24 protein-coding genes and 1 pseudogene are annotated in these 21542 nt (G+C 70.3%); 12 read left to right on the top strand and 13 right to left on the bottom strand.

Going from position 1 to position 21542, the window contains the following annotated elements; translation table 11 throughout:
* The first annotated feature begins 24 nt into the window (after positions 1–24).
* The 7 genes from ICW72_RS18375 (at position 25) to ICW72_RS18345 (ending at position 4803) form a co-directional block, all read left to right on the top strand.
* The gene (locus ICW72_RS18375) at positions 25–192 is read left to right on the top strand and encodes a DUF3553 domain-containing protein (protein WP_223880677.1); all 168 of its coding nucleotides are present in this window, start codon (positions 25–27) and stop codon (positions 190–192) included.
* Positions 192–935, top strand: a complete 744-nt coding sequence (locus ICW72_RS18370) for a sulfite exporter TauE/SafE family protein (RefSeq protein WP_191083989.1) — start codon at positions 192–194, stop codon at positions 933–935. Before ICW72_RS18375 ends, ICW72_RS18370 begins: the two co-directional genes overlap by 1 nt.
* Before the next feature lie 142 nt (positions 936–1077).
* On the top strand, positions 1078–2070 hold the full coding sequence (gene moaA / locus ICW72_RS18365) for a GTP 3',8-cyclase MoaA (protein ID WP_191083988.1): 993 nt from the start codon (positions 1078–1080) through the stop codon (positions 2068–2070).
* The gene (locus tag ICW72_RS18360) at positions 2070–2384 is read left to right on the top strand and encodes a hypothetical protein (protein ID WP_191083987.1); all 315 of its coding nucleotides are present in this window, start codon (positions 2070–2072) and stop codon (positions 2382–2384) included. The genes moaA and ICW72_RS18360 overlap by 1 nt, the downstream gene beginning before the upstream one ends.
* 51 nt (positions 2385–2435) lie before the next feature.
* The gene (locus ICW72_RS18355) at positions 2436–3263 is read left to right on the top strand and encodes a carbon-nitrogen hydrolase family protein (protein WP_191083986.1); all 828 of its coding nucleotides are present in this window, start codon (positions 2436–2438) and stop codon (positions 3261–3263) included.
* Entirely contained in the window at positions 3260–4015 is a 756-nt protein-coding gene (locus tag ICW72_RS18350) for an NAD kinase (RefSeq protein WP_191083985.1), read from the top strand. The genes ICW72_RS18355 and ICW72_RS18350 overlap by 4 nt, the downstream gene beginning before the upstream one ends.
* Positions 4016–4074: 59 nt before the next feature.
* Positions 4075–4803, top strand: coding sequence for an arginyltransferase (locus ICW72_RS18345; protein ID WP_223880676.1), 729 nt, complete (start codon positions 4075–4077; stop codon positions 4801–4803).
* Here ICW72_RS18345 and parC read toward each other — a convergent pair.
* The 11 genes and pseudogenes from parC to ICW72_RS18290 all read right to left on the bottom strand — a co-directional run bounded on the left by parC (position 4800) and on the right by ICW72_RS18290 (position 15335).
* Positions 4800–7076 (bottom strand): DNA topoisomerase IV subunit A, encoded by a 2277-nt coding sequence (parC, locus tag ICW72_RS18340; protein WP_191083983.1) that lies wholly within the window; start codon positions 7074–7076, stop codon positions 4800–4802. The genes ICW72_RS18345 and parC overlap by 4 nt on opposite strands.
* Positions 7066–7839, bottom strand: coding sequence for a DNA repair protein RecO (gene recO / locus ICW72_RS18335; RefSeq protein WP_191086333.1), 774 nt, complete (start codon positions 7837–7839; stop codon positions 7066–7068). The genes parC and recO overlap by 11 nt, the downstream gene beginning before the upstream one ends.
* Positions 7840–7841: 2 nt before the next feature.
* Positions 7842–8747, bottom strand: coding sequence for a GTPase Era (era, locus tag ICW72_RS18330; RefSeq protein ID WP_191083982.1), 906 nt, complete (start codon positions 8745–8747; stop codon positions 7842–7844).
* Positions 8744–9421 (bottom strand): ribonuclease III, encoded by a 678-nt coding sequence (rnc, locus tag ICW72_RS18325; protein WP_191083981.1) that lies wholly within the window; start codon positions 9419–9421, stop codon positions 8744–8746. Before rnc ends, era begins: the two co-directional genes overlap by 4 nt.
* Complete coding sequence (gene lepB / locus ICW72_RS18320) at positions 9418–10176, bottom strand: signal peptidase I (protein WP_223880675.1); 759 nt, start codon at positions 10174–10176, stop codon at positions 9418–9420. Before lepB ends, rnc begins: the two co-directional genes overlap by 4 nt.
* A 62-nt stretch (positions 10177–10238) precedes the next feature.
* Positions 10239–10666: pseudogene (gene acpS / locus ICW72_RS18315) on the bottom strand (holo-ACP synthase).
* Between the two features lie 160 nt (positions 10667–10826).
* Entirely contained in the window at positions 10827–13109 is a 2283-nt protein-coding gene (locus ICW72_RS18310; protein WP_191083980.1) for a RelA/SpoT family protein, read from the bottom strand.
* A 24-nt stretch (positions 13110–13133) separates the two neighbouring features.
* Positions 13134–13529, bottom strand: a complete 396-nt coding sequence (rpoZ, locus tag ICW72_RS18305; RefSeq protein WP_191083979.1) for a DNA-directed RNA polymerase subunit omega — start codon at positions 13527–13529, stop codon at positions 13134–13136.
* 90 nt (positions 13530–13619) lie between these two features.
* Positions 13620–14117: a 2-amino-4-hydroxy-6-hydroxymethyldihydropteridine diphosphokinase gene (gene folK, locus ICW72_RS18300; RefSeq protein WP_191083978.1), complete on the bottom strand. Its 498-nt coding sequence runs from the start codon at positions 14115–14117 to the stop codon at positions 13620–13622.
* Positions 14114–14662 carry a glutathione peroxidase gene (locus tag ICW72_RS18295; RefSeq protein ID WP_191083977.1) on the bottom strand — a complete coding sequence of 183 codons (549 nt, stop codon included), beginning with the start codon at positions 14660–14662 and terminating at the stop codon, positions 14114–14116. The genes folK and ICW72_RS18295 overlap by 4 nt, the downstream gene beginning before the upstream one ends.
* Positions 14655–15335 (bottom strand): sulfite oxidase-like oxidoreductase, encoded by a 681-nt coding sequence (locus tag ICW72_RS18290; RefSeq protein WP_223880674.1) that lies wholly within the window; start codon positions 15333–15335, stop codon positions 14655–14657. Before ICW72_RS18290 ends, ICW72_RS18295 begins: the two co-directional genes overlap by 8 nt.
* Before the next feature lie 214 nt (positions 15336–15549).
* On the opposite strand from ICW72_RS18290, the gene ICW72_RS18285 reads away from it, so the two are divergent.
* Positions 15550–16062: a hypothetical protein gene (locus tag ICW72_RS18285; protein ID WP_184385425.1), complete on the top strand. Its 513-nt coding sequence runs from the start codon at positions 15550–15552 to the stop codon at positions 16060–16062.
* Positions 16063–16082: 20 nt separating this feature from the next.
* On the opposite strand, the gene smpB is transcribed toward ICW72_RS18285, so the two are convergent.
* Both smpB and dapA read right to left on the bottom strand, forming a co-directional pair.
* The gene (smpB, locus tag ICW72_RS18280) at positions 16083–16580 is read right to left on the bottom strand and encodes an SsrA-binding protein SmpB (protein WP_191083976.1); all 498 of its coding nucleotides are present in this window, start codon (positions 16578–16580) and stop codon (positions 16083–16085) included.
* Positions 16580–17461 carry a 4-hydroxy-tetrahydrodipicolinate synthase gene (dapA, locus tag ICW72_RS18275; protein ID WP_191083975.1) on the bottom strand — a complete coding sequence of 294 codons (882 nt, stop codon included), beginning with the start codon at positions 17459–17461 and terminating at the stop codon, positions 16580–16582. The genes smpB and dapA overlap by 1 nt, the downstream gene beginning before the upstream one ends.
* 108 nt (positions 17462–17569) lie before the next feature.
* On the opposite strand from dapA, the gene ICW72_RS21145 reads away from it, so the two are divergent.
* The 4 genes from ICW72_RS21145 (at position 17570) to ICW72_RS18255 (ending at position 21500) form a co-directional block, all read left to right on the top strand.
* Positions 17570–19510 carry a lytic transglycosylase domain-containing protein gene (locus ICW72_RS21145; RefSeq protein WP_191083974.1) on the top strand — a complete coding sequence of 647 codons (1941 nt, stop codon included), beginning with the start codon at positions 17570–17572 and terminating at the stop codon, positions 19508–19510.
* Complete coding sequence (locus ICW72_RS18265) at positions 19507–19938, top strand: phosphatidylglycerophosphatase A family protein (RefSeq protein ID WP_408639216.1); 432 nt, start codon at positions 19507–19509, stop codon at positions 19936–19938. The genes ICW72_RS21145 and ICW72_RS18265 overlap by 4 nt, the downstream gene beginning before the upstream one ends.
* Positions 19938–20426 (top strand): CinA family protein, encoded by a 489-nt coding sequence (locus ICW72_RS18260; protein WP_191083972.1) that lies wholly within the window; start codon positions 19938–19940, stop codon positions 20424–20426. The genes ICW72_RS18265 and ICW72_RS18260 overlap by 1 nt, the downstream gene beginning before the upstream one ends.
* 90 nt (positions 20427–20516) lie before the next feature.
* Complete coding sequence (locus tag ICW72_RS18255) at positions 20517–21500, top strand: S1C family serine protease (RefSeq protein ID WP_184385415.1); 984 nt, start codon at positions 20517–20519, stop codon at positions 21498–21500.
* Positions 21501–21542 lie beyond the last annotated feature (42 nt).

Below are 21542 nucleotides of genomic sequence, written 5' to 3'. Positions count from 1 at the left end.
GTCGGGCGAAGAAGAGGGGTTGGGGTGAGCGAAATCGAGCCAGGCATGCGCGTGCGCCACCCCGAGCGTCCCGATTGGGGGGTGGGCCAGGTGCAATCGGTGGTGGGGGACCGCGTGACGGTGAATTTCGAACATGCGGGCAAGCTTCTGCTCAACCTCGCCCTGGTGCGGCTCGAACAGGTGCACGGCTGATGCAGTTGCTGCTGAACGAACTGGCGGCCTGGCAGACCTGGGCCGCCATCCTCGCCACCGCCATCGCGGGGCTCATGCGCGGCTATGCGGGCTTTGGCACGGCCATCATCCTCGCCCCCATCTATTCGGTGCTCTGGGGGCCGCTGGCCGGGGTGCCGGTGATGCTGCTGATGGAGCTGCTGGTCTCCTTGCAGCTCCTGCCGCGCGCCTTCCGCGACGCGGACAAGCGGGTCATCATCCCCATCGGCGGCGCGGCCGCGCTGGCCACACCGCTCGGCGCCTATGTGCTGCTAGCGGCGGACCCCGAGATCCTGCGCCGCGCCATCGGCGGGTTGGTGCTGGTCTTCGGCTTCCTGATGCTGTCGGGCTGGCGCTACCACGGAGCGCGCCCCTTCGGGCTGAACGTGGCGGTGGGCACGGCGGCCGGATTGCTGAAGGGCGCCACGGGCATGAGCGGCCCGCCCGTCATCCTCTACCTCCTGGCCGGCCCCGAGGAGGCCAAGCGCCACCGCGCCAACCTCATCCTCTTCTTCGGGCTGATCGCGGTGATCTCGGTCGTGGTGCCGCTCTTCGCGGGGTTGATCGACGGGCCGGTGCTGCTGCGCTTCCTCATCATGCTGCCGGTGCTGATGGTCTTCGTGCGGGTGGGGGCGGCGCTGTTCGGGGTGGTGCCGGTGCGCTTCTACAAACCCTTCGCCCTGGCGCTGCTGACGACGGCGGGCAGCATCGCGCTGTTCGCCTGACATCTGATCGCCTTTGGGGGAATCGCCAGAGGCGTGAATCCGCCGCGCGGCGCCGCCGCGGTGCCGCGGGGGTTGCGCCGAGGCGGGCGGCGGCCCCAAATACCGGGGCCAGCCGCCCGACATCCGGAACACCCCGCCCGCCATGATCGACCCCTTCGGCCGCAGCATCAGCTACCTTCGCGTCTCGGTGACCGACCGGTGCGACCTGCGCTGCGTCTACTGCATGGCCGAGGACATGACCTTCCTGCCCAAGTCCGAGGTGCTGACGCTGGAGGAGCTGGACCGGCTCTGCGGCACCTTCATAGGCCTGGGCGTGCGCAAGCTCCGCCTGACCGGGGGCGAGCCCCTGGTGCGGCGCAACGTGATGAGCCTGGTGCGCAGCCTGGGGGCGCGCATCGGCGCGGGGGGCTTGGAGGAGCTGACGCTCACCACCAATGGCACCCAGCTCACGAAACACGCCGAGGGGCTGGCCGCGGCGGGCGTGCGGCGCATCAACGTTTCGCTCGACACGCTGGACGCCGCCGCCTTCAAGGCGGCCACGCGCTGGGGTGAGCTCGACAAGGTCCTGGACGGCATCTTCGCCGCCAAATCCGCCGGACTGCACGTCAAGATCAACGCCGTGGCGCTGCGCGGCGTGAACGAGGACGAGTTCGACCGGATGCTCGCCTGGTGCGGCGAGCATGGCTTCGACCTCTGCCTGATCGAGACCATGCCGCTGGGTGAGATCAATGAGGACCGCACCGACCAGTTCCTGCCGCTCAGCCTCGTCCGCGCCCGGCTGCGCCAGCGCTGGACGCTGAACGAGACGGATTACAGCACCGGCGGCCCCGCCCGCTATTTCGACGTGGCGGAGACGGGCACGCGCCTCGGCTTCATCACGCCGATGACGCACAATTTCTGCGAGAGCTGCAACCGCGTGCGGCTGACCTGCACCGGCACCCTCTACATGTGCCTGGGCCAGGAGGACGCCGCCGATTTGCGCGCGCCGCTCCGCGACCCCGGCCTCGGCGAGGAGGGGCTGCGCCAGGTCATCCGTGATGCCATCGCCCGCAAGCCCAAGGGACATGACTTCGTGATAGACCGCCGCCGCCGCGCCCCCGCCGTCGCGCGCCACATGAGCGTGACGGGGGGCTGATGCTGGAGGTCTGGGCGCAACGCCTCACCATTCCCGGCCTGCCCGAATGGAGCGGGCTGGCCGTGCTGCTGGTGCTGATCCTGCTCGTGCTGTGCGTGCTGGTCATGCCCTTCTCGGTCTTCGGGGTGAAGGGGCGGCTCGATTCCATCGAGGCGCAGCTCGATGACCTGCGCGCCGACATCCGGGCGCTGGCCGCGCGCGGCCTTCCCTTGGTGGCGCGGGACGAGGCACCCCCGCCCAGCGTGGCGGCCGCCCCGCCCGAAGCCCACCCGCGCCGGGCCGAGCCGCGGATCAATTGGCCGCAGGGGCGCTGAAACCGCGCCTGCCCTTTTGCGGCGCGGCCCCGACTGTGGCTTGATGCGCCCATGCGCGTCTCCGTCCTCCAGATGAACCAGGGCTCCGACAAGCCCGCCAATATCGCCCAGGCCCGCCGCCTCATCGAGGGCGCGGTGGAGGCGGACCGTCCACAGATGGTCAGCCTGCCCGAGACCTGGACCAACCTCGGCGGTGGGCGTGAGGCCCGCGCCGCCGCTGCGGAGGTGTTGCCCGAGCCCGGCGGCACGGGCGGCACCGCCTATGAATTCCTGCGCGAGGTGGCGCGCGGCGCGGGCATCCATGTCCATGGCGGCTCGATCATCGAGCAGGGCGAGGGCAGGTTCTTCAACACCACCCTGGTCTTCGACCCCACGGGCCGCGAGATCGCGCGCTACCGCAAGATCCATCTCTTCGACATCACGGGCCCGGACGGCACGGGCTATCGTGAAAGCGCCCTCTATGGCGGGGGCGAGAGCCTGGTCACCTTCGAGGCCGGCGGCGTCACCTTCGGCTGCACCATCTGCTATGACATGCGCTTCCCGGAGCAGTATCTCGCCCTGCGGCGACGCGGGGCCGAGGCCATCCTGGTCCCCTCCAACTTCACGCTGATGACCGGCAAGGACCATTGGGAGGTGCTGCTGCGCGCGCGCGCCATCGAGAGCCAGTGCTGGATCATCGCCGCCGCCTCCCATGGCAGCTACGAGGAACGCGGCGCCATGCGCCAGGTCTATGGCCATTCCCTGGTGGCCGACCCCTGGGGGCATGTGGTGGCCAAATGCTCCGACGGCATCGGCTGGGCCACGGCGCGGCTGGACCGGGCCCTGACCGCCCGCGTGCGGCGTGACATGCCCGTGCTCGAACACCGGCGCCTCGCGTGAGCATCGCCTTCCTGGCCGCGCAGACCGAGGCGGCGCAGGAGGCCCGCGAACGCCTGGTCGCGCGCTATGGCGACGCACCGCCCGAGACGGCGGACTACATCGTGGCGCTGGGCGGCGATGGCATGATGCTGGAGACGCAGCACCGCTTCCTCGGCCGCAACCGGCCCATCTACGGCATGAACCGCGGCAGCGTGGGCTTCATGATGAACGCCTATACCGAGGAGGATGTGCCGGAGCGCCTGGCCGCCGCCCAGGCCGCCCTGCTCCATCCCTTGCGGATGCGGGCGCACGGGCGGGACCGCACCCATGCCTCGCTGGCCATCAACGAGGTCTCGCTGCTGCGGGAGACGCGCCAGGCGGCCAAGCTGCGCATCCTGGTGGATGGCAAGGAACGCCTGCCGGAGCTGATCTGCGATGGCATCCTGGTCAGCACGCCGGCCGGTTCCACCGCCTATAATCTTTCCGCCCACGGCCCCATCGTGCCGCTCGATGCCAACCTGCTGCCGCTCACCCCCATCTCGGCCTTCCGCCCGCGGCGCTGGCGGGGCGCGCTGCTGCCCTCCACGGCGCGGGTGGTCTTCGAGGTGCTGGAGGCCGACAAGCGCCCCGTCTCCGCCACCGCCGACTACACCGAGGTGCGCGACGTGCGCCGGGTCGAGGTGCGGGAGGACCGGGGCGTCTCCATGACCATGCTCTTCGACCCGGCGCACAGCCTGAGCGAGCGCATCATCGCCGAACAGTTCACCGTCTGATGCCTGAGCGCGTCACTCCGGCTATTGAAGAAATCGGCGCGCGCGGCGACATCAAGGGCGTGCACAGCCGGACCCGCCGCCCCCAGTTCTTCTACACGACGACCCCCCTGCCCTGCCCCTATCTGCCGGGCCGGACGGAGCGGAAGATCGTGACCGAGCTCTCGGGCAATGAGAGCGAGGCGCTGCACGACCGCCTCTCCCGCGCGGGGTTCCGGCGCAGCCACAACATCGCCTATTCGCCCGTCTGCCCGGGCTGCGCGGCCTGCATCCCCATCCGCGTGCGCGCCCAGGATTTCGAGCCCAACCGGACCCAGCGCAAGCTCTGGGCGCGCAATGCCGACCTGGACGTGCGGGTGACGCCGGCCCGCGCCACGGCCGAGCAATTCGCGCTGTTCCAGGCCTATCAGCAGCAGCGCCACACCGGCGGCGACATGGCGGCCATGGGCTTCTACGACTACCGCGCCATGGTGGAGGACACGCCCATCACCACGGGCCTCGTGGAGTTCCGCAACGCCGAGGGCAAGCTGCTGGGCGCCTGCCTGACCGACTGGCTGAGCGACGGGCTTTCCGCCGTCTATTCCTTCTACGCCCCGGAGGAGGAGCGCCGCAGCCTCGGCGCCTATGCCGTCATGTGGCTGCTGGCCGAGGCGCGGCGCAGCGCCCTGCCCTACGTCTATCTGGGCTATTGGGTGCCGGAGAGCCGGAAGATGGCCTACAAATCCAGCTACCGCCCCGCCGAGGTGCTGCTGCGCGGGCAGTGGCGGCCGCTGGAGGACAGCGAGGCTTAACCCCCGAACCGGTTGTTCTTCGGGAACCCGTTGGGCGGCATCTTGCCCGCCCCCGCACGGTTGCCGCGCCAGGGGGTGATGTCGGCCTCCACCCGCACTCGTTCGCCCAGGCGCCAGGTGAGGCCCTCGGCGGCTGGGAACAGCTTGGCGTCGGCCAGTTCCGCGTCCTTGTAGGATTGCAGCTGCACGCCGCGGCCGCGCGTCATCACGGGAATCTGGTCGGCCGGGAAGATCAGCAGCTTCCGGTTCGTGCCGATGGCCGCCACCATGTCGCCTGCGGCCGGCTTGCACAGCAGGGCCTGCGCCTTGCCTTCCAGCACCATCACCTGCTTGCCGGTGCGCTTCTCGGCCAGGAGTTCCGCCCCTTCCACGAAGAAGCCCTTGCCGTCGGTGGCGGCCAGCAGGAAGCGCTGGCCCTCGGCGGCCACGAACATCGCGATGGGCTCGTCCTCATTGGGCAGTTCCACGATGAGGCGCAGCGGCTGGCCATCGCCCCGCCCGCGCGGCAGGGTCTCGGCCTTGAGCGTGTAGGCCTTGCCATTGGTGGCGAAGACCACGATGCGGTCGGTGCTCTGCGCGTGCAGGCGGAAACGCAAGGCGTCGCCTTCCTTGAAGCGCAGCTCGGCATCCTCGGCCAGGTGGCCCTTCAGGGCGCGGATCCAGCCCTTCTCGGAGAGGATGATGGTCAGCGGCTCGCGCTCGATGAAGGCGGTCTCGTCCACCACCACGGCGGCCTGGGCGCCATCCACGCGGGTGCGGCGGGCGCCAAGGGCGTTCTGCCGTTCCGCGGCCTCGCGCCCCTTGCCCTCGGGGATTTCGGTCGCGCCGAACTTCTTTCGCGTATCCTCGATCTCGCGCGCGATGGCGGACCAGCGCTTGGCCTCGCTGCCCATCAGGGCCTGCAGGCCCTTCTGCTCCTTGGACAGTTTGTCGTGCTCGCGGCGGATTTCCATCTCCTCCAGGCGCCGCAGGCTGCGCAGGCGCATGTTGAGAATGGCCTCGGCCTGCACCTCGCTCAGCCCGAAGGCGGCCATGAGCTTGGGCCGCGGCTCCTCCTCCGTGCGGATGATGCGGATGACCTCGTCGAGGTTCAGATAAACGATGAGGTAGCCGTCCAGCACCTCCAGCCGCCGCGCGATTTCACCCAGGCGATGCGCGGTGCGGCGTTGCAGCACCACATGCCGATGGTCCAGCCAGGCGCGCAGGACCTCGCGCAGGCCCATCACGCGCGGCGTGCGGCTCGCGTCCAGCACGTTCATGTTGAGGCTGAACCGGGATTCGAGCTGGGTGGCGCGGAACAGCGTCTCCATCAGCACCGCCGGGTCCACGGCGCGCGTCTTGGGCTCGATGACGATGCGGACCAGGTCGGTACTTTCGTCGCGAATGTCGCCGAGCAGGGGAAGTTTCTTCTCGTCCAGCAGCAGCGCGATCTGCTCGATCAGCTTGGATTTCTGCACCTGATAGGGAATTTCGGTGATGACCAGGTTCCAGGCGCCGGCCTTGCCGCGCTCCACCTCCCATTTGGCGCGCAGGCGGAAGCCGCCGCGGCCGGTCTCATAGGCGTCGAGGATGCTCTCGCGGCTTTCCACCAGCACGCCGCCGGTGGGGAAATCGGGGCCGGGCACATGGGCCATCAGCTCGGCCGTGGTCGCCTTGGGGTTCTCGATCAGGTGCAGGGCGGCGGCGCAGAGCTCGCCCGCATTGTGCGGCGGGATGGAGGTGGCCATGCCCACCGCGATGCCGCTCGCGCCATTGGCCAGCAGGTTCGGGAAGGCGGCGGGCAGCACCGCGGGCTCCCGGTCCTCGCCATCATAGGTGGCGCGGAAATCCACCGTGTCCTCGTCGATCTGGGACAGCAGCGCCTGGGCCACCTCGGTCAGCCGCGCCTCGGTGTAGCGCATGGCCGCCGCGTTATCGCCGTCGATATTGCCGAAATTGCCCTGGCCCTCGACCAGCGGGTAGCGGGCGGCGAATTCCTGCGCCTGGCGCACCAGCGCCTCATAGATCGAACTGTCGCCGTGCGGGTGATACTTGCCCATCACATCGCCCACGATGCGCGCGCATTTCTTGAAGCCCGAGGCGGGGTCGAGCTTGAGCTGGTGCATGGCCCAGAGCAGCCGGCGGTGCACGGGCTTCAGCCCGTCCCGCACATCAGGCAGCGACCGCGCCATGATGGTGGACATGGCATAGGCCAGGTAGCGCTCGCTCAGCGCCACCTGCAGGCTGGTTTCACGGATGGCGCCGCCCTCGGGCGTGATCACGTCATCGGGCATCTGGGGAACCTTGGTGCGTCGGGGGGTGTGTCAGGGAAAGCCGGTCCGCGAGCCGCGCCTCCAGTGCCTGCCGCGCCGGGGGCAGCGGGCGGTGCTGGAGGCCGAAGGCGTCGCGCGCCAGGAAGAAGCCGGTCAGGCGGAGTCCCGCAAGCCAATCCTGTGGCGTGGAGGCGGCATCGGGTTCGCGCAGGAAGGCGGGCAGGCGCAGCAGGCGGTCGGCATAGGGGGCGCCGGCCTCGGCGCTGACCGCCCGGCCGGAGCGGGGGGAGACCCATTCCAGCCCCACCCGCGCGCCGGTGGCGGCGCAGCTTTCCAGGTCCAGCCCATAGCCGAGATCGGCCAGCAGCAGCGCCTCCCACCGCACCACCAGCGGCAGGGCGGTGTCCGTGCCGCGCGCCAGCCCCGCGATGACCGAAACCAGCCCATGGAAGACGGCGGGATGCGCCTCGCGCTCAGGCAAGGCGCCCTCGGCCACCGCGCAGGCGGCGGCGAGGGTGGCCAGCGACAGGGCGTCCTCCATGGCCAGCGCCGCGGCGGCATGGACCATCTCGCCCGAGAGCGCGCCCAGCTGGTCCGCCAGCCGAGCCACCCAGCGCGCCTCGATCAAATTGCCGGTCTGCCAGAGCGCCGCCTGCCCGCGCGAGGCACCGCCGCGCACCAGGCCAGGATGACGCCCCTGCGCCTCGGTCAGCACGGTGGCCACCACGCCGCCCTCGCCATAGGGACGGGCGGACAGCACCACGGCGGGCGCTGCCCACTCCACGCTCATCCCTCATCCTCCAGGCCCAGCGCCCGGATGCGGCCGCGCTCCTCATCCCAGCCCGGCCGGTCCTTCACATTCAGGAAGAGGTGGATGGGCCGTTCGAGCAGCTGGGTCAGTTCCATCCGCGCGCGCTTGCCGATCTCGCGGATGCGCGCGCCGCCATCGCCGATGAGAATGGCTTTCTGCGTGGCGCGGGTCACGTAGATGGTGCACTCCACCCGGGCGCCGCCATCGGGGCGTTCGAGCCATTGCTCGGTCTCGACGGTGGCGTGGTGGGGCACTTCCTCATGGGTCTGGCGCAGGATCTGCTCGCGCACCACCTCGGCGGCCAGCATCCGGTTGGGCAGGTCAGACAGCTCGTCCTCGGGGAAGTGCCAGGGGCCCTCGGGCATGGCCTCGGCGAGCTTGGCCTTCAGGCGATCCAGGCCCTGGGACTTCTCCGCGCTGATCATGAAGGTCTCGGCGAAGGGCAGCAGGGTGTGCAGTTCGGCGGAGAGCGGCAACAGCTTCTCGCGCGGGATCAGGTCCACCTTGTTCAGCGCGAGCCAGACGGGCCGCGACTGCTGCGCCAGCTTCTCCAGGATGGCGCGCACCGCCTCCGTCAGGCCGGATTTCGCATCCACCACCATCAGGGCGAAGTCCGCATCCTTGGCACCGCCCCAGGCGGCGGAGACCATGGCGCGGTCCAGCCGCCGGCGGGGCGCGAAGATGCCCGGCGTGTCCACCAGCACGATCTGCGCCGGGCCTTCCATGACGACGGCGCGGATGCGGAAACGCGTGGTCTGCGGCTTGGGCGAGACGATCGTGACCTTGGTGCCCGCCAGCGCGTTCACCAAAGTGGATTTTCCGGCGTTGGGCGCGCCGAGGATGGCGACGAAGCCGCAGCGGGTGGGAGCGTCGGTGGTCATGCCTTCACCACCCCGAGCCAGGCCTCGGCCGCCGCCTGTTCGGCCGCGCGCTTGTTGGGGCCTGTGCCCTCGGCCTCACGGCCCGCGGCCGCGACGCGCGCATGGAACATGGTGTTCTCGCCCTCGCCACCGATGGAAGTCGTTACATAATCCGGCAAGCCGAGCCCTCGCTTCAACGTCCATTCCTGCAGCCGCGTCTTGGGCGAGCGTGGCGGCCGGGCCTGGCCCTGCACGGCTTCCGCCCATTCGCGCCGCACCAGATCCCGCGCGGCACCCAGCCCCGCTTCGAGGAAGAGCGCCGCCAGCAGCGCCTCCAGCGCATCACCCAGCACGGTGGCGCTTTGCCGCAGGGGCGCGTGGCGGTGCGAGGCCGCGATGCGCAGCGCCGCCGGCACGCCCAGCCGCTCCGCGATGGGCGCCAGCGTATCGCGCGCCACCAGCACGGCGATGCGCTTGCCCAGATCGCCCTCGCGCTCGGTGGGGTAGAGTTCGCACAGCCATTCGGCCATGCACAGACCCAGCACGCGGTCGCCCAGGAATTCCAGGCGCTCATTGCTGGGCGCCCCCCGGTTCTCGCCGGCATGGGAGGAATGGGTCAGGGCGCGTTCCAGCAGGGCGCGGTCCTGGAACACATGGCCCAGGCGCGCCTCCAGCGCGGCGATGGCGTCCGTCATCGCACCGCGGAGAAGATGCGGGCGTAGCGGATGGCGAAGGGCCAGCCCCACACCTCCCACCAGCGCGCGCTGCCATCCACCGAGAAGAAGATGAATTCCGCGCGACCCACCAGGTTGTCGAGCGGGATCACGCCCACCGCGCCGGGCACGCGGCTGTCCAGGCTGTTGTCGCGGTTGTCGCCCATGGCGAAGACATGGCCGGCCGGCACCACGAATTCGGGCGTGTTGTCGAGCGGCCCGTCATCGGATTGCTCGACGATCAGGTGGTTGTTCCCACCGGGCAGGAACTCGCGGAACAGGCGCACCGTCATGCGCGGGCCATCGCCCTCGGCCACGAAATCGCCCAGCGGCTCACGCCGCGCCGGCTCGCCATTCACGTGCAGGATGCCGCGGATGACCTGGATGCGGTCACCGGGCAGGCCCACGATGCGCTTGATGTAGTCCTGGCGCGTGTCACGGGGCAGCTTGAACACCGCCACATCACCGCGCTCGGGCATGCGGGCCCAGATGCGGCCCTCGAAGATGTTCGGGCTGAAGGGGATGGAGTGCCGCGAATAACCGTAGGAATACTTGGAGACGAAGAGATAATCGCCCACCAGCAATGTCGGGATCATGGAGCCCGAGGGAATGTTGAACGGCTCGAAGGCCACGGTCCGGATGCCGATGGCGATCAGCGCCGCGTAGAGGATGGTCTTGATGCTCTCAAGCCAGCCGCCCGATTTCTTTTTCGCCATCGAGGATGCGCTTTTCACCATGGGTCCGTTCGTTCAGGGGCGGGCGTGCCACCCGCGGGATCAAGCCCGGCCTTCAGGGTGTGTCAAGCAATCTGCGGTGCGCCGGGCGGGATGGGCACGGCCGTGATGATGACCTGCGCCTGGGCGTAGGGGTATTCGTCGGTCATCGTCAGCACGATCTCGGCGCGATGGCCGGGGGGCGTGATGGCGGCCAGCCGCCGCGCGGCCCCCCGGTCAGGCGCAGGGTGGGCTGGCCGGAGGGCAGGTTCACCACCCCCAGATCCTTCATGAAGACGCCCTGGCTGAAGCCGGTGCCCAGCGCCTTGCTCGCCGCCTCCTTGGCCGCGAAGCGCTTGGCATAGGTGCCGGCGCGGATTCGCTCCGCCCGGCGTTCGGCCTTGGCGCGTTCGATGTCGGTGAAGACGCGGGCGAGGAATTTCTCGCCATGGCGCGCCAGGACGGTTTCGATGCGCCGGATGTCGCAGAGGTCCGAGCCGAGGCCGATGATCATTTTTCGCCCTCAAGCGCCGGGCGCGGCATTCTGCCGCTTGGCTTACGCGCCGCCGAGGTCGCGCCGAGCGTGATGTTGCACTGGGCGCGCCGTCCGCTGTGCGGCCGGTGGCTGGACAGGGATCTCCCAACACCTTGGTGCAGCAAGGGCGGTGGCTCCATCAACCGCGCGCCCGATCAACCCTGACGACACCCTCGCAGGCCCGCAGCACGCCCATGACCTCGGCCAGGTGGCGTGTGTCGCGGACCTCCACGTCGAGGAAGAGGTCGCACTCGTCATCCTCGCGCCGGCCGAGCCGCATATTGGTCAGCCCGGCCTTCTGCCGGATCACGGAATTGGCCACGTTGGAGAGAAGCTGCGGCCCGTTGATGGCCGAGACGGTCAGCCGCGCCACATAGGCCGCGCCGCCCAGCCCCGATTGCTCCCACTCGACGTCGAGCAGGCGTTCCGGAGTGGCCGCGAAATTCTCCAGCATGTGGCAGTCATTGCGATGGACGGTGACGCCCTTGCCGGTGGTGACCACGCCCACGATGCGGTCGCCCGGCACCGGGTGGCAGCAATGGGCGAAGTTCAGCTGCATGCCGGCCACGATGCCGGTGATGGGCGCCAGTGGCACGGCGACGCGCCGCTTGTCCCCCACCCCGCTGCGGCCGGTCGGCATGCCGAGCCGCCCGCGCGGCGACACCAGCGCGATGGGCTCCACCGGGCGCGGGCCGCCGCCGCGCAGCTCCGGATAGGCGGCATGGACCACGTCGCGCGCCGTGAGGCTGCCGGAGGCGACGGCGTGGAACATCTCCTCCACGCCCGACTGGCGCAGCGTCTTGGCCGCGGGCTCCAGCGCCTTCTCGGTGAACTCCAGGCCGTTGGCGCGGAAGGCCTTCACGATGGCGGTGCGGCCTTCCTCGCGCGCGCGGGCCTTTTCCTCGGCCACGGCGTAGCGGCGGATGCGCGCCTGCGCCTTGCCCGACTTCACGAACTTCATCCAGGCCGGGTTGGGCTTGCCGCCCTTGGCCGTGATGATCTCGACCTGGTCGCCATTGTCGAGCTTGTGGTCGAGCTTGACGATGCGCCCGTTCACCTTGGCGCCCACGCAGGTGTCACCCACCTGGGAATGGACGTGGTAGGCGAAGTCCACCGGCGTGGCACCCTGCGGCAGCTCGATCAGGTCGCCCTTGGGCGAGAAGCAGAACACCAGGTCGCGGTGGAGTTCGAGCTTCGTCGCCTCCATCGCGTCATTGGCCTCGGGCTCCGTCTCCAGGATGTCAATCAGGTGGCGGACCCAGGGGTAGCTGCGCGCGGGGGAGGCCGTCTCGCCCTGCTTGTACACCCAGTGCGCGGCGACACCGTATTCGGCGACGCGGTGCATCTCGCGCGTGCGGATCTGCACCTCGATCTTGGCCTCCGCGCGGCGGCCGGGCAGCAGCACGCCCGTGTGCAACGACTGGTAGCCATTGGTCTTGGGCGTGGAGATGTAGTCCTTGAAGCGCCCCGCGATCACCTTGAAGGCGTCATGGATGGCGCCCAGCGCCAGGTAGCAATGCGCGCGCTCGGGCACGATGATGCGGAAGGCCATGACATCCGAGAGTCCCTCGAAGGTCACGTTCTTGGCCTGCATCTTGCGCCAGATGGAATAGGGCGATTTCTCTCGGCCCGAGACCTCCTCCACCGGCACCTCGTGCAGGCCCAGCACCTCGTGCAGTTCCTGCTCGATCTCGGTGATCATGTCGCCCGAGCGGCCGCGCAGCCAGGTCAGGCGCTGCGCGATGCTGGCCCAGCCATCGGGGTTCAGTTCGCGGAAGGCCAGCGTCTCCAGCTCGGTCTTGAGCTGCTCCATGCCGATGCGCTCGGCGAGCGGCGCGTAGATGTCGAGCGTCTCGCGCGCCGTGCGCTGCCGCTTCTCGGGCTTGGGCACGAAGGCCAGGGTCCGCATGTTGTGCAGCCGGTCCGCGAGCTTGACCAGCAACACCCGCAGGTCCTCGGACAACGCCAGCAGCAGCTTGCGCAGGTTCTCGGCCTGCTTGGTGCGCTCGCTCTGCACCTCGATGCGGCTGAGCTTGGTGACGCCATCCACCAGCCGCGCGATCTCGGGGCCGAATTGCCGCTCGATATCCGAAAGGCTGTGCTCGGTGTCCTCCACCACATCGTGCAGCAGGGCGGTGGCGATGGTGGCCGTGTCCATCCGGAAACCCGCCAGGATTTCCGCCACCGCGATGGGATGGATGATGTAGGGCTCGCCATTTTGCCGCGCCTGTGGGGCATGGGCCTCGGCGGCGAGGCGCCCCGCGCGGCGCAGCAGCTCTCCGTCCAGCCTCGGGTCGGCGGCGCTGGCGCGGGTGCAGAATTCGAGAACGGCGTCGAGGCCGGGGGGTCCGGCGTCCCCGCGGGAGACGCCGTCAGGCGCGCGCGCCGCCTCGGGCTGTCCCGGGGTGGCGCGCGAGGTCATGTCGGGGCGGGGGCCGGTGGCGGCTCAGTCCCGCCCGCCGCCCAGCTCGGCCGCGAGCTGGGCTTCGAGGTCGTCGGGGCTGAACTCCTCGGCGCCCATGTCGGCGGGGAGTTCCTCGTTCACGTCCATGACGCCGAAGATGTTCTCGTTGGTGTCGATGAGGTCCATCACCTCGTCCTCGACGGGCTCCGGCTCCGGCGCGCGGCTCAGGGACTTGATGAGGTCCTGTTCCAGCCCGTCCAGCGGCACGGTCTGGTCCGCGATCTCGCGCAGCGCCACGACCGGGTTCTTGTCATTGTCGCGGTCCACCGTCAGGGTCTCGCCCCGGCTGATGTTGCGCGCGCGCTGGGCCGCAAGGAGCACGAGCTCGAAGCGGTTCGGAACCTGGACGATGCAGTCTTCGACGGTGACGCGTGCCATGAAATACCTCGGCCAAGGATGTGCGGGCGCAGACGTGCTGCACCACGGCGAAACCTTCAGATAAGCGAAGGCCCCTCCCGGTGCAAGCGATCAGGCCGCCATGGGGCTGATCTCCTGCGGGGGCAGGGTTGCGATCAGCGCCGCCACCCCCTCCCCCGTCACCGGATGGGTCCAGCCCGGCGCCACCTCCGCCAGCGGAAGCAGCACGAAGGCACGGCCCGCCATGCGGGGGTGCGGCAGGGTCAGGCGGGGCGTGTCCAGCACCTGGCCATCATGGTCCAGCAGGTCCAGGTCCAGCGTGCGCGGGGCGTTGGGGAAAGGCCGTTGCCGGCCGAAGCGCGCCTCGATGGCCTGGAGATGGGCCAGCAGCGCCTCGGGTTCCATCGCGCCCTCCAGCCGCGCCACCCCGTTCACGAACCAGGGGGCGCCGGGCATGGGGGGGACCGGCGCGCTCTCCCACCAGCGCGAGAGGGAAGCGAGGCGCAGCCCCGGCAACTCGCCCAGCAATTGGGCGGCCGCCTCGCAGGTGGCGCGGGGCGCGCCGCCATCGGGGGCCGGCAGGCTGGCCCCGAGACCGACCAGGATCACGCGGTGGCCGAGAGCTTCGTGTGGAGCAGGCGCAGCACCTCAGGCGCGTCGGGCGGGATATGAGGGGTGAAACCCGCCACCTGCATCCCGTCCCGCGCCACCAGATATTTGTGAAAGTTCCAGCGCACCGGCCCGGCGCGGCGCGCGGCCCAGGCGAAGAAGGGGTGCGCCCCCGGGCCCCGCACATGGGTCAAGCCCGCCATGGGGAAGGTGATGCCGAACATGGTGTCGCAGAATTCCCGGATACGGTGGGCATCGCCGCTTTCCTGGTTGAAATCCTCGGAGGGGACGCCCACCACCACCAGCCCACGGCCCTCATACTGATCATGCAGACGCTGCAAGGCGGCGTATTGGGGGGTGAAGCCGCAAAAGCTCGCGGTGTTCACCACCAGCAGGACACGGCCGCGGAATTCGGAGAGCGGCAGCGGGCCGCCCTCCAGCGCCTCGAAGCCGAAGTCGAAGGCGGTGGGGTCGGCCAGGGCCGGCACGGCGGCGAGGCTGCCCAGCAGGCCCCCCGCGACCGCCCGCCGTCGTAACTCAGGCATAACGCTCCTCCAGCCAGGGGTCGGCGTTGTTGTGATAGCCGCGCACCTCCCAGAAGCCCGGCCGGTCCTCGGCCAGGAGTTCGATGCGCGTCACCCATTTGGCGCTTTTCCAGAAATAGTAACGGGGGATGACGATGCGCGCGGGGCCGCCATGCACGCGCTCCAGCGGCGCGCCGTTCCAGGTGTGGGCGACCATCGCCTCCTCCGCAGCAAAGACCTCCAGCGGCACGTTGGTCGTGTAGCCATCATAGGAGTGAAAGACGACGAAGCGCGCCTCGGGCTTCGGGCGGGCCAGCATCAGAATGTCGCGCGCCGCCACCCCCTTCCAGCGGTTGTCGTAGCGCGACCAGGCGGTGACGCAATGGATGTCGTTCACCCATTCCTGCTGCGGCAGGGATTGGAAGGCGTCCCAGTCCAGCGCCACCTTCTCCTCCACCAGGCCTTCCACACGCAGGCGCCAGCGTTCGGGCTTCACCTCGGGCTGCACGCCGAGGTCGAGCACCGGAAAATCCTGCACCAGGCGCTGGCCCGGCGGCAGGCGCTGGGCCTGGGGGGTGCTGGTCTCGCCGGTGAGAAGCCGTCCCTCGCGGGCCCATTGCTCCTTGGCGCGGACCAGTTTTTCGCGGAGCGCGCCGTGCAGGACGGCGTCATCGGTCATGGGGTGGTCGGCCATGGCAATTCCTTCGTGGGCGTCCCTCGCCCACCCTGGGGCCGGGCAGGCTCGACGCAATCATGGGTAGCAGAAAATACGGCCGCCACAATTCATTCCATGGCATGCCGTCGAGCTGGAATGATGGGCAGGCCCGGGCCATCACGCCAGCCCCCGAAACACGCAGGAAAATGCGCGCTGGGTTGCAGCCAAAGCCGCCCATCCGCATTTCCTGTTCATGGGCACTCGAACCGAAGACCGCCTCCTCACCGGGGCGGAGCGCGACGCGGTGCGGCAAAGCCGCCACCCTGACATTCAATCCCTGGACCGGGACGCCGTCCTGGCCCTGGCCCGCCGGCTGCGGGAATACCGCGACAAGGCGCGTGACATCGCGCGGGATCGCCGGCGCAGCCAGCGCGGCAAGGCCGAGCCACGCGGTGCCGGCCCCGCCCCGGCCGAGGACGGCGTGCTGCTGAAGAAGCAGGTCTTCGCCGCGGCCATGAAGCGGGTGAACAGCCGCATCGCCGCCCTGCAGTCGGGCGACAAGCGCGCGCAGACCACGGAATTCCTGCGCGAAGCCCTGGCCCGCAAGAAGGCCGCCCCGCGCCACCACCCCAACCCCGGCGCCACCGCGCGCGAAGGCATGAACCCGCTCGATGAAAAGCGCCAGATGACGGATGTGGACCCGCGCCAGGTGGGCAGCGTCTCGCAGCAGGTGAAGAACAACCAGGCCTCGCGCGACACGCGTTGAGAGGCGGCTTGGGGCGGGGGTTAGTCCCGCCCCTTGTCCCGCATGAGCCGCGCCTTGTCGCGCTGCCAGTCGCGCTTGGCGATGTCGGCGCGCTTGTCGTGCAGCTTCTTGCCGGTGGCGAGGCCGATCAACACCTTGGCCCGTCCCTTGTCGTTGAAGCGGATTTCCAGCGGCACGATGGTGGCGCCTTCGCGCGTCGTGGCGCCCGTCAACTCCCGCACCTGCTTCTTGTGCAGCAGCAGCTTGCGCGGACGGACGGGATCCATCTTCGCCATGAAGCTGCCGGCCTGCCATTCGCCGATATGGCAGCCGAAGAGGAACATCTCGCCGTCACGCTCGCCGGCCCAGGCCTCGCTCAGGCTGGCGCGGCCGGCGCGCAGGCTCTTCACCTCGGGCCCCAGCAGCACCAGGCCCGCCTCGATCACCTCGCCGATCTTGTAGTCGAAGCGCGCGCGGCGGTTCAGCGCCGCGGTGCCGTGGCTGATCAGCGGTTTCTTGCGGGCCTCGGCGGTGGCCATCAGTTCAGCAGCCCCACGTCCCGCATCGCCGTCTCGACGCGCGCCGCGGTGCTGGCCGCGATCGGCCCCATCGGCGGACGGCAGAAGGCGGTGCCGCGGCCCAACAGGCTGGCGGCATATTTCACCGGCCCGGGCGAGGTCTCGCAGAACAGCGCGTCATGCAGCGGCAGCAGGCGGTCCTGAATGGCCATGGCCTCGCAGACCTTGCCCTCGCGCCAGGCCTTCTGCATCTCGGCGCAGAGGCGGGGGGCGATGTTGCTGGTCACGCTGATGCAGCCATGCCCGCCGGCGGCGTTGAAGGACAGCGCCGTGTGGTCCTCGCCCGAGAGCTGGATGAAATCCGCCCCGCAGGTCACGCGCTGGTGCAGCGGCCGCGCGAGGTTGGCCGTCGCGTCCTTCACGCCCACGATGTTGGGATGCTTGGCCAGCCGGCCCATCGTCTCCGGCGTCATGTCGATCACCGAACGGCCGGGGATGTTGTAGATGAACATCGGGATGTCCACCGCATCCGCGATCATGGAGAAGTGCAGGAACATCCCCTCCTGCGTCGGCTTGTTGTAGTAGGGCGTGACGACAAGGATCGCGTCCGCGCCCGCCCGCTTGGCGTGCTGCGCGAAATCCACCGCCTCGGCCGTGCTGTTGCTGCCGGCGCCCGCCATCACGGGCACGCGGCCGCGCGCGGCCTCGATGCACAGCTCCACCACCCGTTTGTGCTCGGCATGCGAAAGGGTCGGGCTCTCGCCCGTGGTGCCCACGGGGACGAGGCCTTCCGTGCCCTCGGCGATCTGCCATTCGACGAGGTCGCCGAAGGCGCGCTCATCCAGGCTGCCATCGGCGTGCATGGGGGTGATCAGGGCGGTGAATGAACCGGTGAAGCGCATGTGGCGTTCCTCTCAGCCTCACACCTAATCCCGCGCGGCGCGCGTAACAAGGTTGGGCCGCGGCCATCGGCGGTGGAAGCGGGGGGCGCTTCGGGGGTAGAAGGGGGGATGCGAAGGAATTTCCTGCTTCTCGGCCTGCTTCTTCCCACCATTCCCGGCCCGCTCTCCGCGCAGACCCGCGCCGAGACCGGACGCCAGGCCATCGCCGCCGCCCAGGCGCAGCGCTGGGTGCAGGCGGAAGGCCTCGCCGCCCAGGCCGACCCGCTGGTGGCCAAGCTGGTGCGATGGATGCGGCTGACCACGCGCGGCGCGCCGGCCAGTTCGCGCGAGGTGGTGGAATTCATCGCCACCTCGCCCGACTGGCCCATGCCGCTGACCCTGCGCCGCCGCGCCGAGGAATTGCTGGCCACCGACCCCGATGACGCGCTGGCGCTGCGCCACTTCGAGAACAACCCCGCTTTGACGCTGGATGGCGCCACGCGCCACGTCACCGCCCTGCTCAACGCCGGCCGGCGCGACGCCGCCCTGGATGCCGCCACCCTGGCCTGGGCCGAGGACACCGAGGGCGATGCGGCCGCCGAGCCCGCCTTCCTGGCCCGCGCCACACCCCTGCTGGACGAACTCGCCCATGCCCGCCGCGCGGACCGGCTGGCCTTCGCGCGGGATTTCGCGGCGGTGCAGCGGCTGCTCCCCCTGCTCGATGCCCGGCATCGCGCCATCAACGAACTGCGCCTCGCCTATTCCAACGGCCGTGACGCCGACCCCGCCGCCGCCGCCCGCGACGGCGCCGCCACGCTGGAGCGCGCGCGCATGCTGCGCCAGCGCGACGAGGATGCCGCGGCGGCACAGGCCTGGGCGGCGGGCGCCGTGGCCCAGCGCGGCCTGGATCCTGACGCCCAGCGCGCGAGTTGGAACGAGCGGCACATCCTGGTGCGCAAGCTGCTGCGCCTGAACGAACCGGCGCTGGCCTACCAGGTGGCGGCGCAGCATGGGCAGACCGAGCCCGGCATCGCCCGCCAGGAGGCCGAATTCATGGCGGGCTTCGCGGCGCTCCGCTTCCTGAACGACCCCGCCCGCGCCCTGCCCCATTTCCAGCGCCTGCGCGCGGGCAGCCAGAGCCCCATCACCCAGTCGCGCAGCCTCTACTGGGAAGGCCGCGCCGAGCGGGACCAGGGCCGCGCCCGCGCCCGCTTCGCCGAGGCCGCCGCCTTCCCCGTCACCTTCTACGGGCAGATGGCCTCGCTCGCCTTGGGCGAGACGCCGGAACAGCTTTCCGCCCGCATCAACGGCGTCGCGGCGCCGCAGGCCAGCGCGGCGCAGACCCGAGCCTTCCAGGCCAACGAATTGGTGCGGCTGATCTCGCTGCTGGGCGAGATGGGCGAGGGCCGCCGCACCCGCCCCTTCCTGCTGCGCCTGGTGGATCTGCAGTCGAGCCCCGCCGAATACGCGCTGACCGCGCGGCTCGCCATCGCCATCGGCCAGCCCGACCACGGCGTCTGGGTCACGCGCCGGGCCAGTTCCCAGGGTGCCATGCTGGTACAGGAGGGCTGGCCCCGGCCCTTCCGCGCGCCGCCCAACCTGGCCGAACCGGCGCTGGTCTATGCCATCACCCGACAGGAGAGCAATTTCGAGACGACCGCCGTCTCGCGCTCCAATGCGCGCGGCCTCATGCAGCTGCTGCCGGCCACGGCGCGCGACGTGGCGCGGCGGCAGGGCATTCCGCACCAGCTCTCGCAGCTCATCAACGACCCGGAGCACAACCTGCGTCTGGGCTCGGCCTATATCCAGGAGCGGCTGGAACGCTTCGGCGGCGTGATGGTCTTCGCCGCCGCCGGCTACAATGCGGGCTCGGGCCGGGTGGACCAGTGGCTCGCCACCTATGGCGACCCGCGGCAGGGCACCATCCGCATGCTGGACTGGATGGAGATGATCCCCTTCGCGGAGACGCGGAACTATGTGCAGCGCGTGATCGAGAACGTCGCCGTCTATCGCGCCATGGACCCCGCTACCCGCGCCCTGCCCCACCCCATGGCCGAATGGCAGGCGTGAGCCCCTGGCCGAGGCGCGTCGCCTCGCTGGGCGGCGTGGGCTTCCTGCGGCCGGGGCCGGGCACCTGGGGTTCGGCGGTGGTGCTGCCGCTGGCCCTGCTGCCGGGCTGGGTGGCGCTGGCCGCCTGCGCCGCCTTCACCGTGGCCGGCTTCTGGGCGCTGGCGCGGCTGCCCGAGGCGCGGGAAGACCCCTCCTGGGTGGTGGTGGATGAGGCGGCGGGCATGTCGCTCGCGCTGGTTTTCGCGGATGGGCTGCTGGGCGTGGTGCTGGCCTTCGCCCTGTTCCGCGCCTTCGACATCGGCAAGCCCGGCCCCGTGGGCTGGGCCGACCGCCGGCACGGCGCCTTCGGCGTCATGGCCGATGACCTGGTGGCGGGCGCCATGGCGGCCGTGATCCTCTTGCTTTTCAAGCTTCTGGTGATGGGCTGATGCTGGACCAGGACATTCTGGACGACGCGGCGCGGCTGCTGTCGGAACTCCAGGCGCGGGGCCTGACCCTGGCCACGGCGGAAAGCTGCACGGGCGGGTTGATCGCGGCGGCGCTGACCTCGGTGGCGGGGTCCTCCGCCACGCTGCTCTGCGGCTTCGTCACCTATTCCAACGCATCCAAGGCGGCGATGCTGGGAGTCGAGCCGGGTGTGATCTCCACCGAGGGCGCGGTCAGCGAGAGTGTGGCACGCGCCATGGCCAGCGGCGCGCAATCCCGGTCCGGCGCGGACATGGCCGTGGCCTGTACGGGTGTCGCGGGGCCGGGGGGCGGCAGCGCCACCAAGCCCGTGGGCCTCGTCCACCTCGCCGCCGCGGGGGCCGGGGGCCAGGTGCTGCACCGCCGCTGCGTTTTTCCCGGCGACCGCCAGGCGGTGCGGGCTGCGACGGTGCGTGAGGCCTTCGCCCTGATCCGGGCGTTGCGGGGCTGAACTCCGCCCGAGGCGTGAAGCGTATGGGCGTGGCCTTGCGGCTTTGCTAAGCTCGCCCGATGCAGTCGCACTCCAACGCCCGATGCCCCGATGCCGGACGATGACGATGAATGGGAGGTGCCCGACGCCTTCCAGCCCGACCCTGCCGAATTCGCCTTTCCGCTGCAGGAACGCTTCGACAGCATCGTGACCGTGAAGGCCCAGGTGCCGCCCGACGCCACCTCCGCCGCCGCGCTGGGGGTGGAGCGCGAGGGCTCGGGCGTCTGGATCGACCAGGGCGGGCTGGTGCTGACCATGGGCTACCTGGTCATGGAGGCCGAGACCATCTGGCTGACGGCCCATGATGGCCGCGTGGTCCAGGCCACCCCCATCGCCACGGATTTCGAGAGCGGCTTCGGCCTGGTGCAGGCGCTGGGCCGGCTGCCGGGCATGCCGGTGGCGCCGCTGGGCGATTCCGACAGCCTGAAATTCGGCACGAGCTGCGTGCTGGCCGCGGCCGGGGGGCGAGAACATGCGGTGGCCTGCACCATTGCGGCCCGGCAGCCCTTCGCCGGCTATTGGGAATACATGCTGGACAACGCCATCTTCACCGCCCCCGCGCACCCGCATTGGGGCGGGGCCGGGCTGTTCGGGCCGGATGGGCGGCTGGCGGGCATTGGCAGCCTGATCCTCCAGCAGGGGCAGCCGGGGGGGAAGCGGCTCGACCTCAACATGGTCGTGCCCATCAATGAATTGCTGCCCATCCTGGAGACGCTGCGCCGCACGGGCCATTCCGGTCGGCCGGCGCGCCCCTGGCTCGGCCTCTATGCCACCGAGGATGAGGAGACGGTGGGGGTCGGCAGCCTCGCCAAGGGCGGCCCGGCCGAGCGTGCCGGGCTGCGCCCGCGCGACCGCATCCTGGCCGTGGATGGGCAGGCGGTGAATGACCTCGTCTCGCTCTGGACCGCGGTGCGAGCGGCGGGGCCGGCGGGGGCCGCGGTGAAACTCACGGTGTCGCGCGGGCAGAAGCAGATGGACCTGTCCATCACCAGCAGCGACCGCGCCCGGCACCTGAAGGCGCCCCGCCTGCATTGACGGGCGCGCCCGTCGGGGGCGGAATGGCCCCCAACGGAAAAG

The organism is Roseococcus microcysteis, from assembly GCF_014764365.1.
Taxonomy (GTDB): Bacteria; Pseudomonadota; Alphaproteobacteria; order Acetobacterales; family Acetobacteraceae; genus Roseococcus; species Roseococcus microcysteis.
The sequence above is the reverse complement of the archived record's forward strand: the minus strand, read 5'-3'. Positions and strand labels throughout refer to the sequence as shown.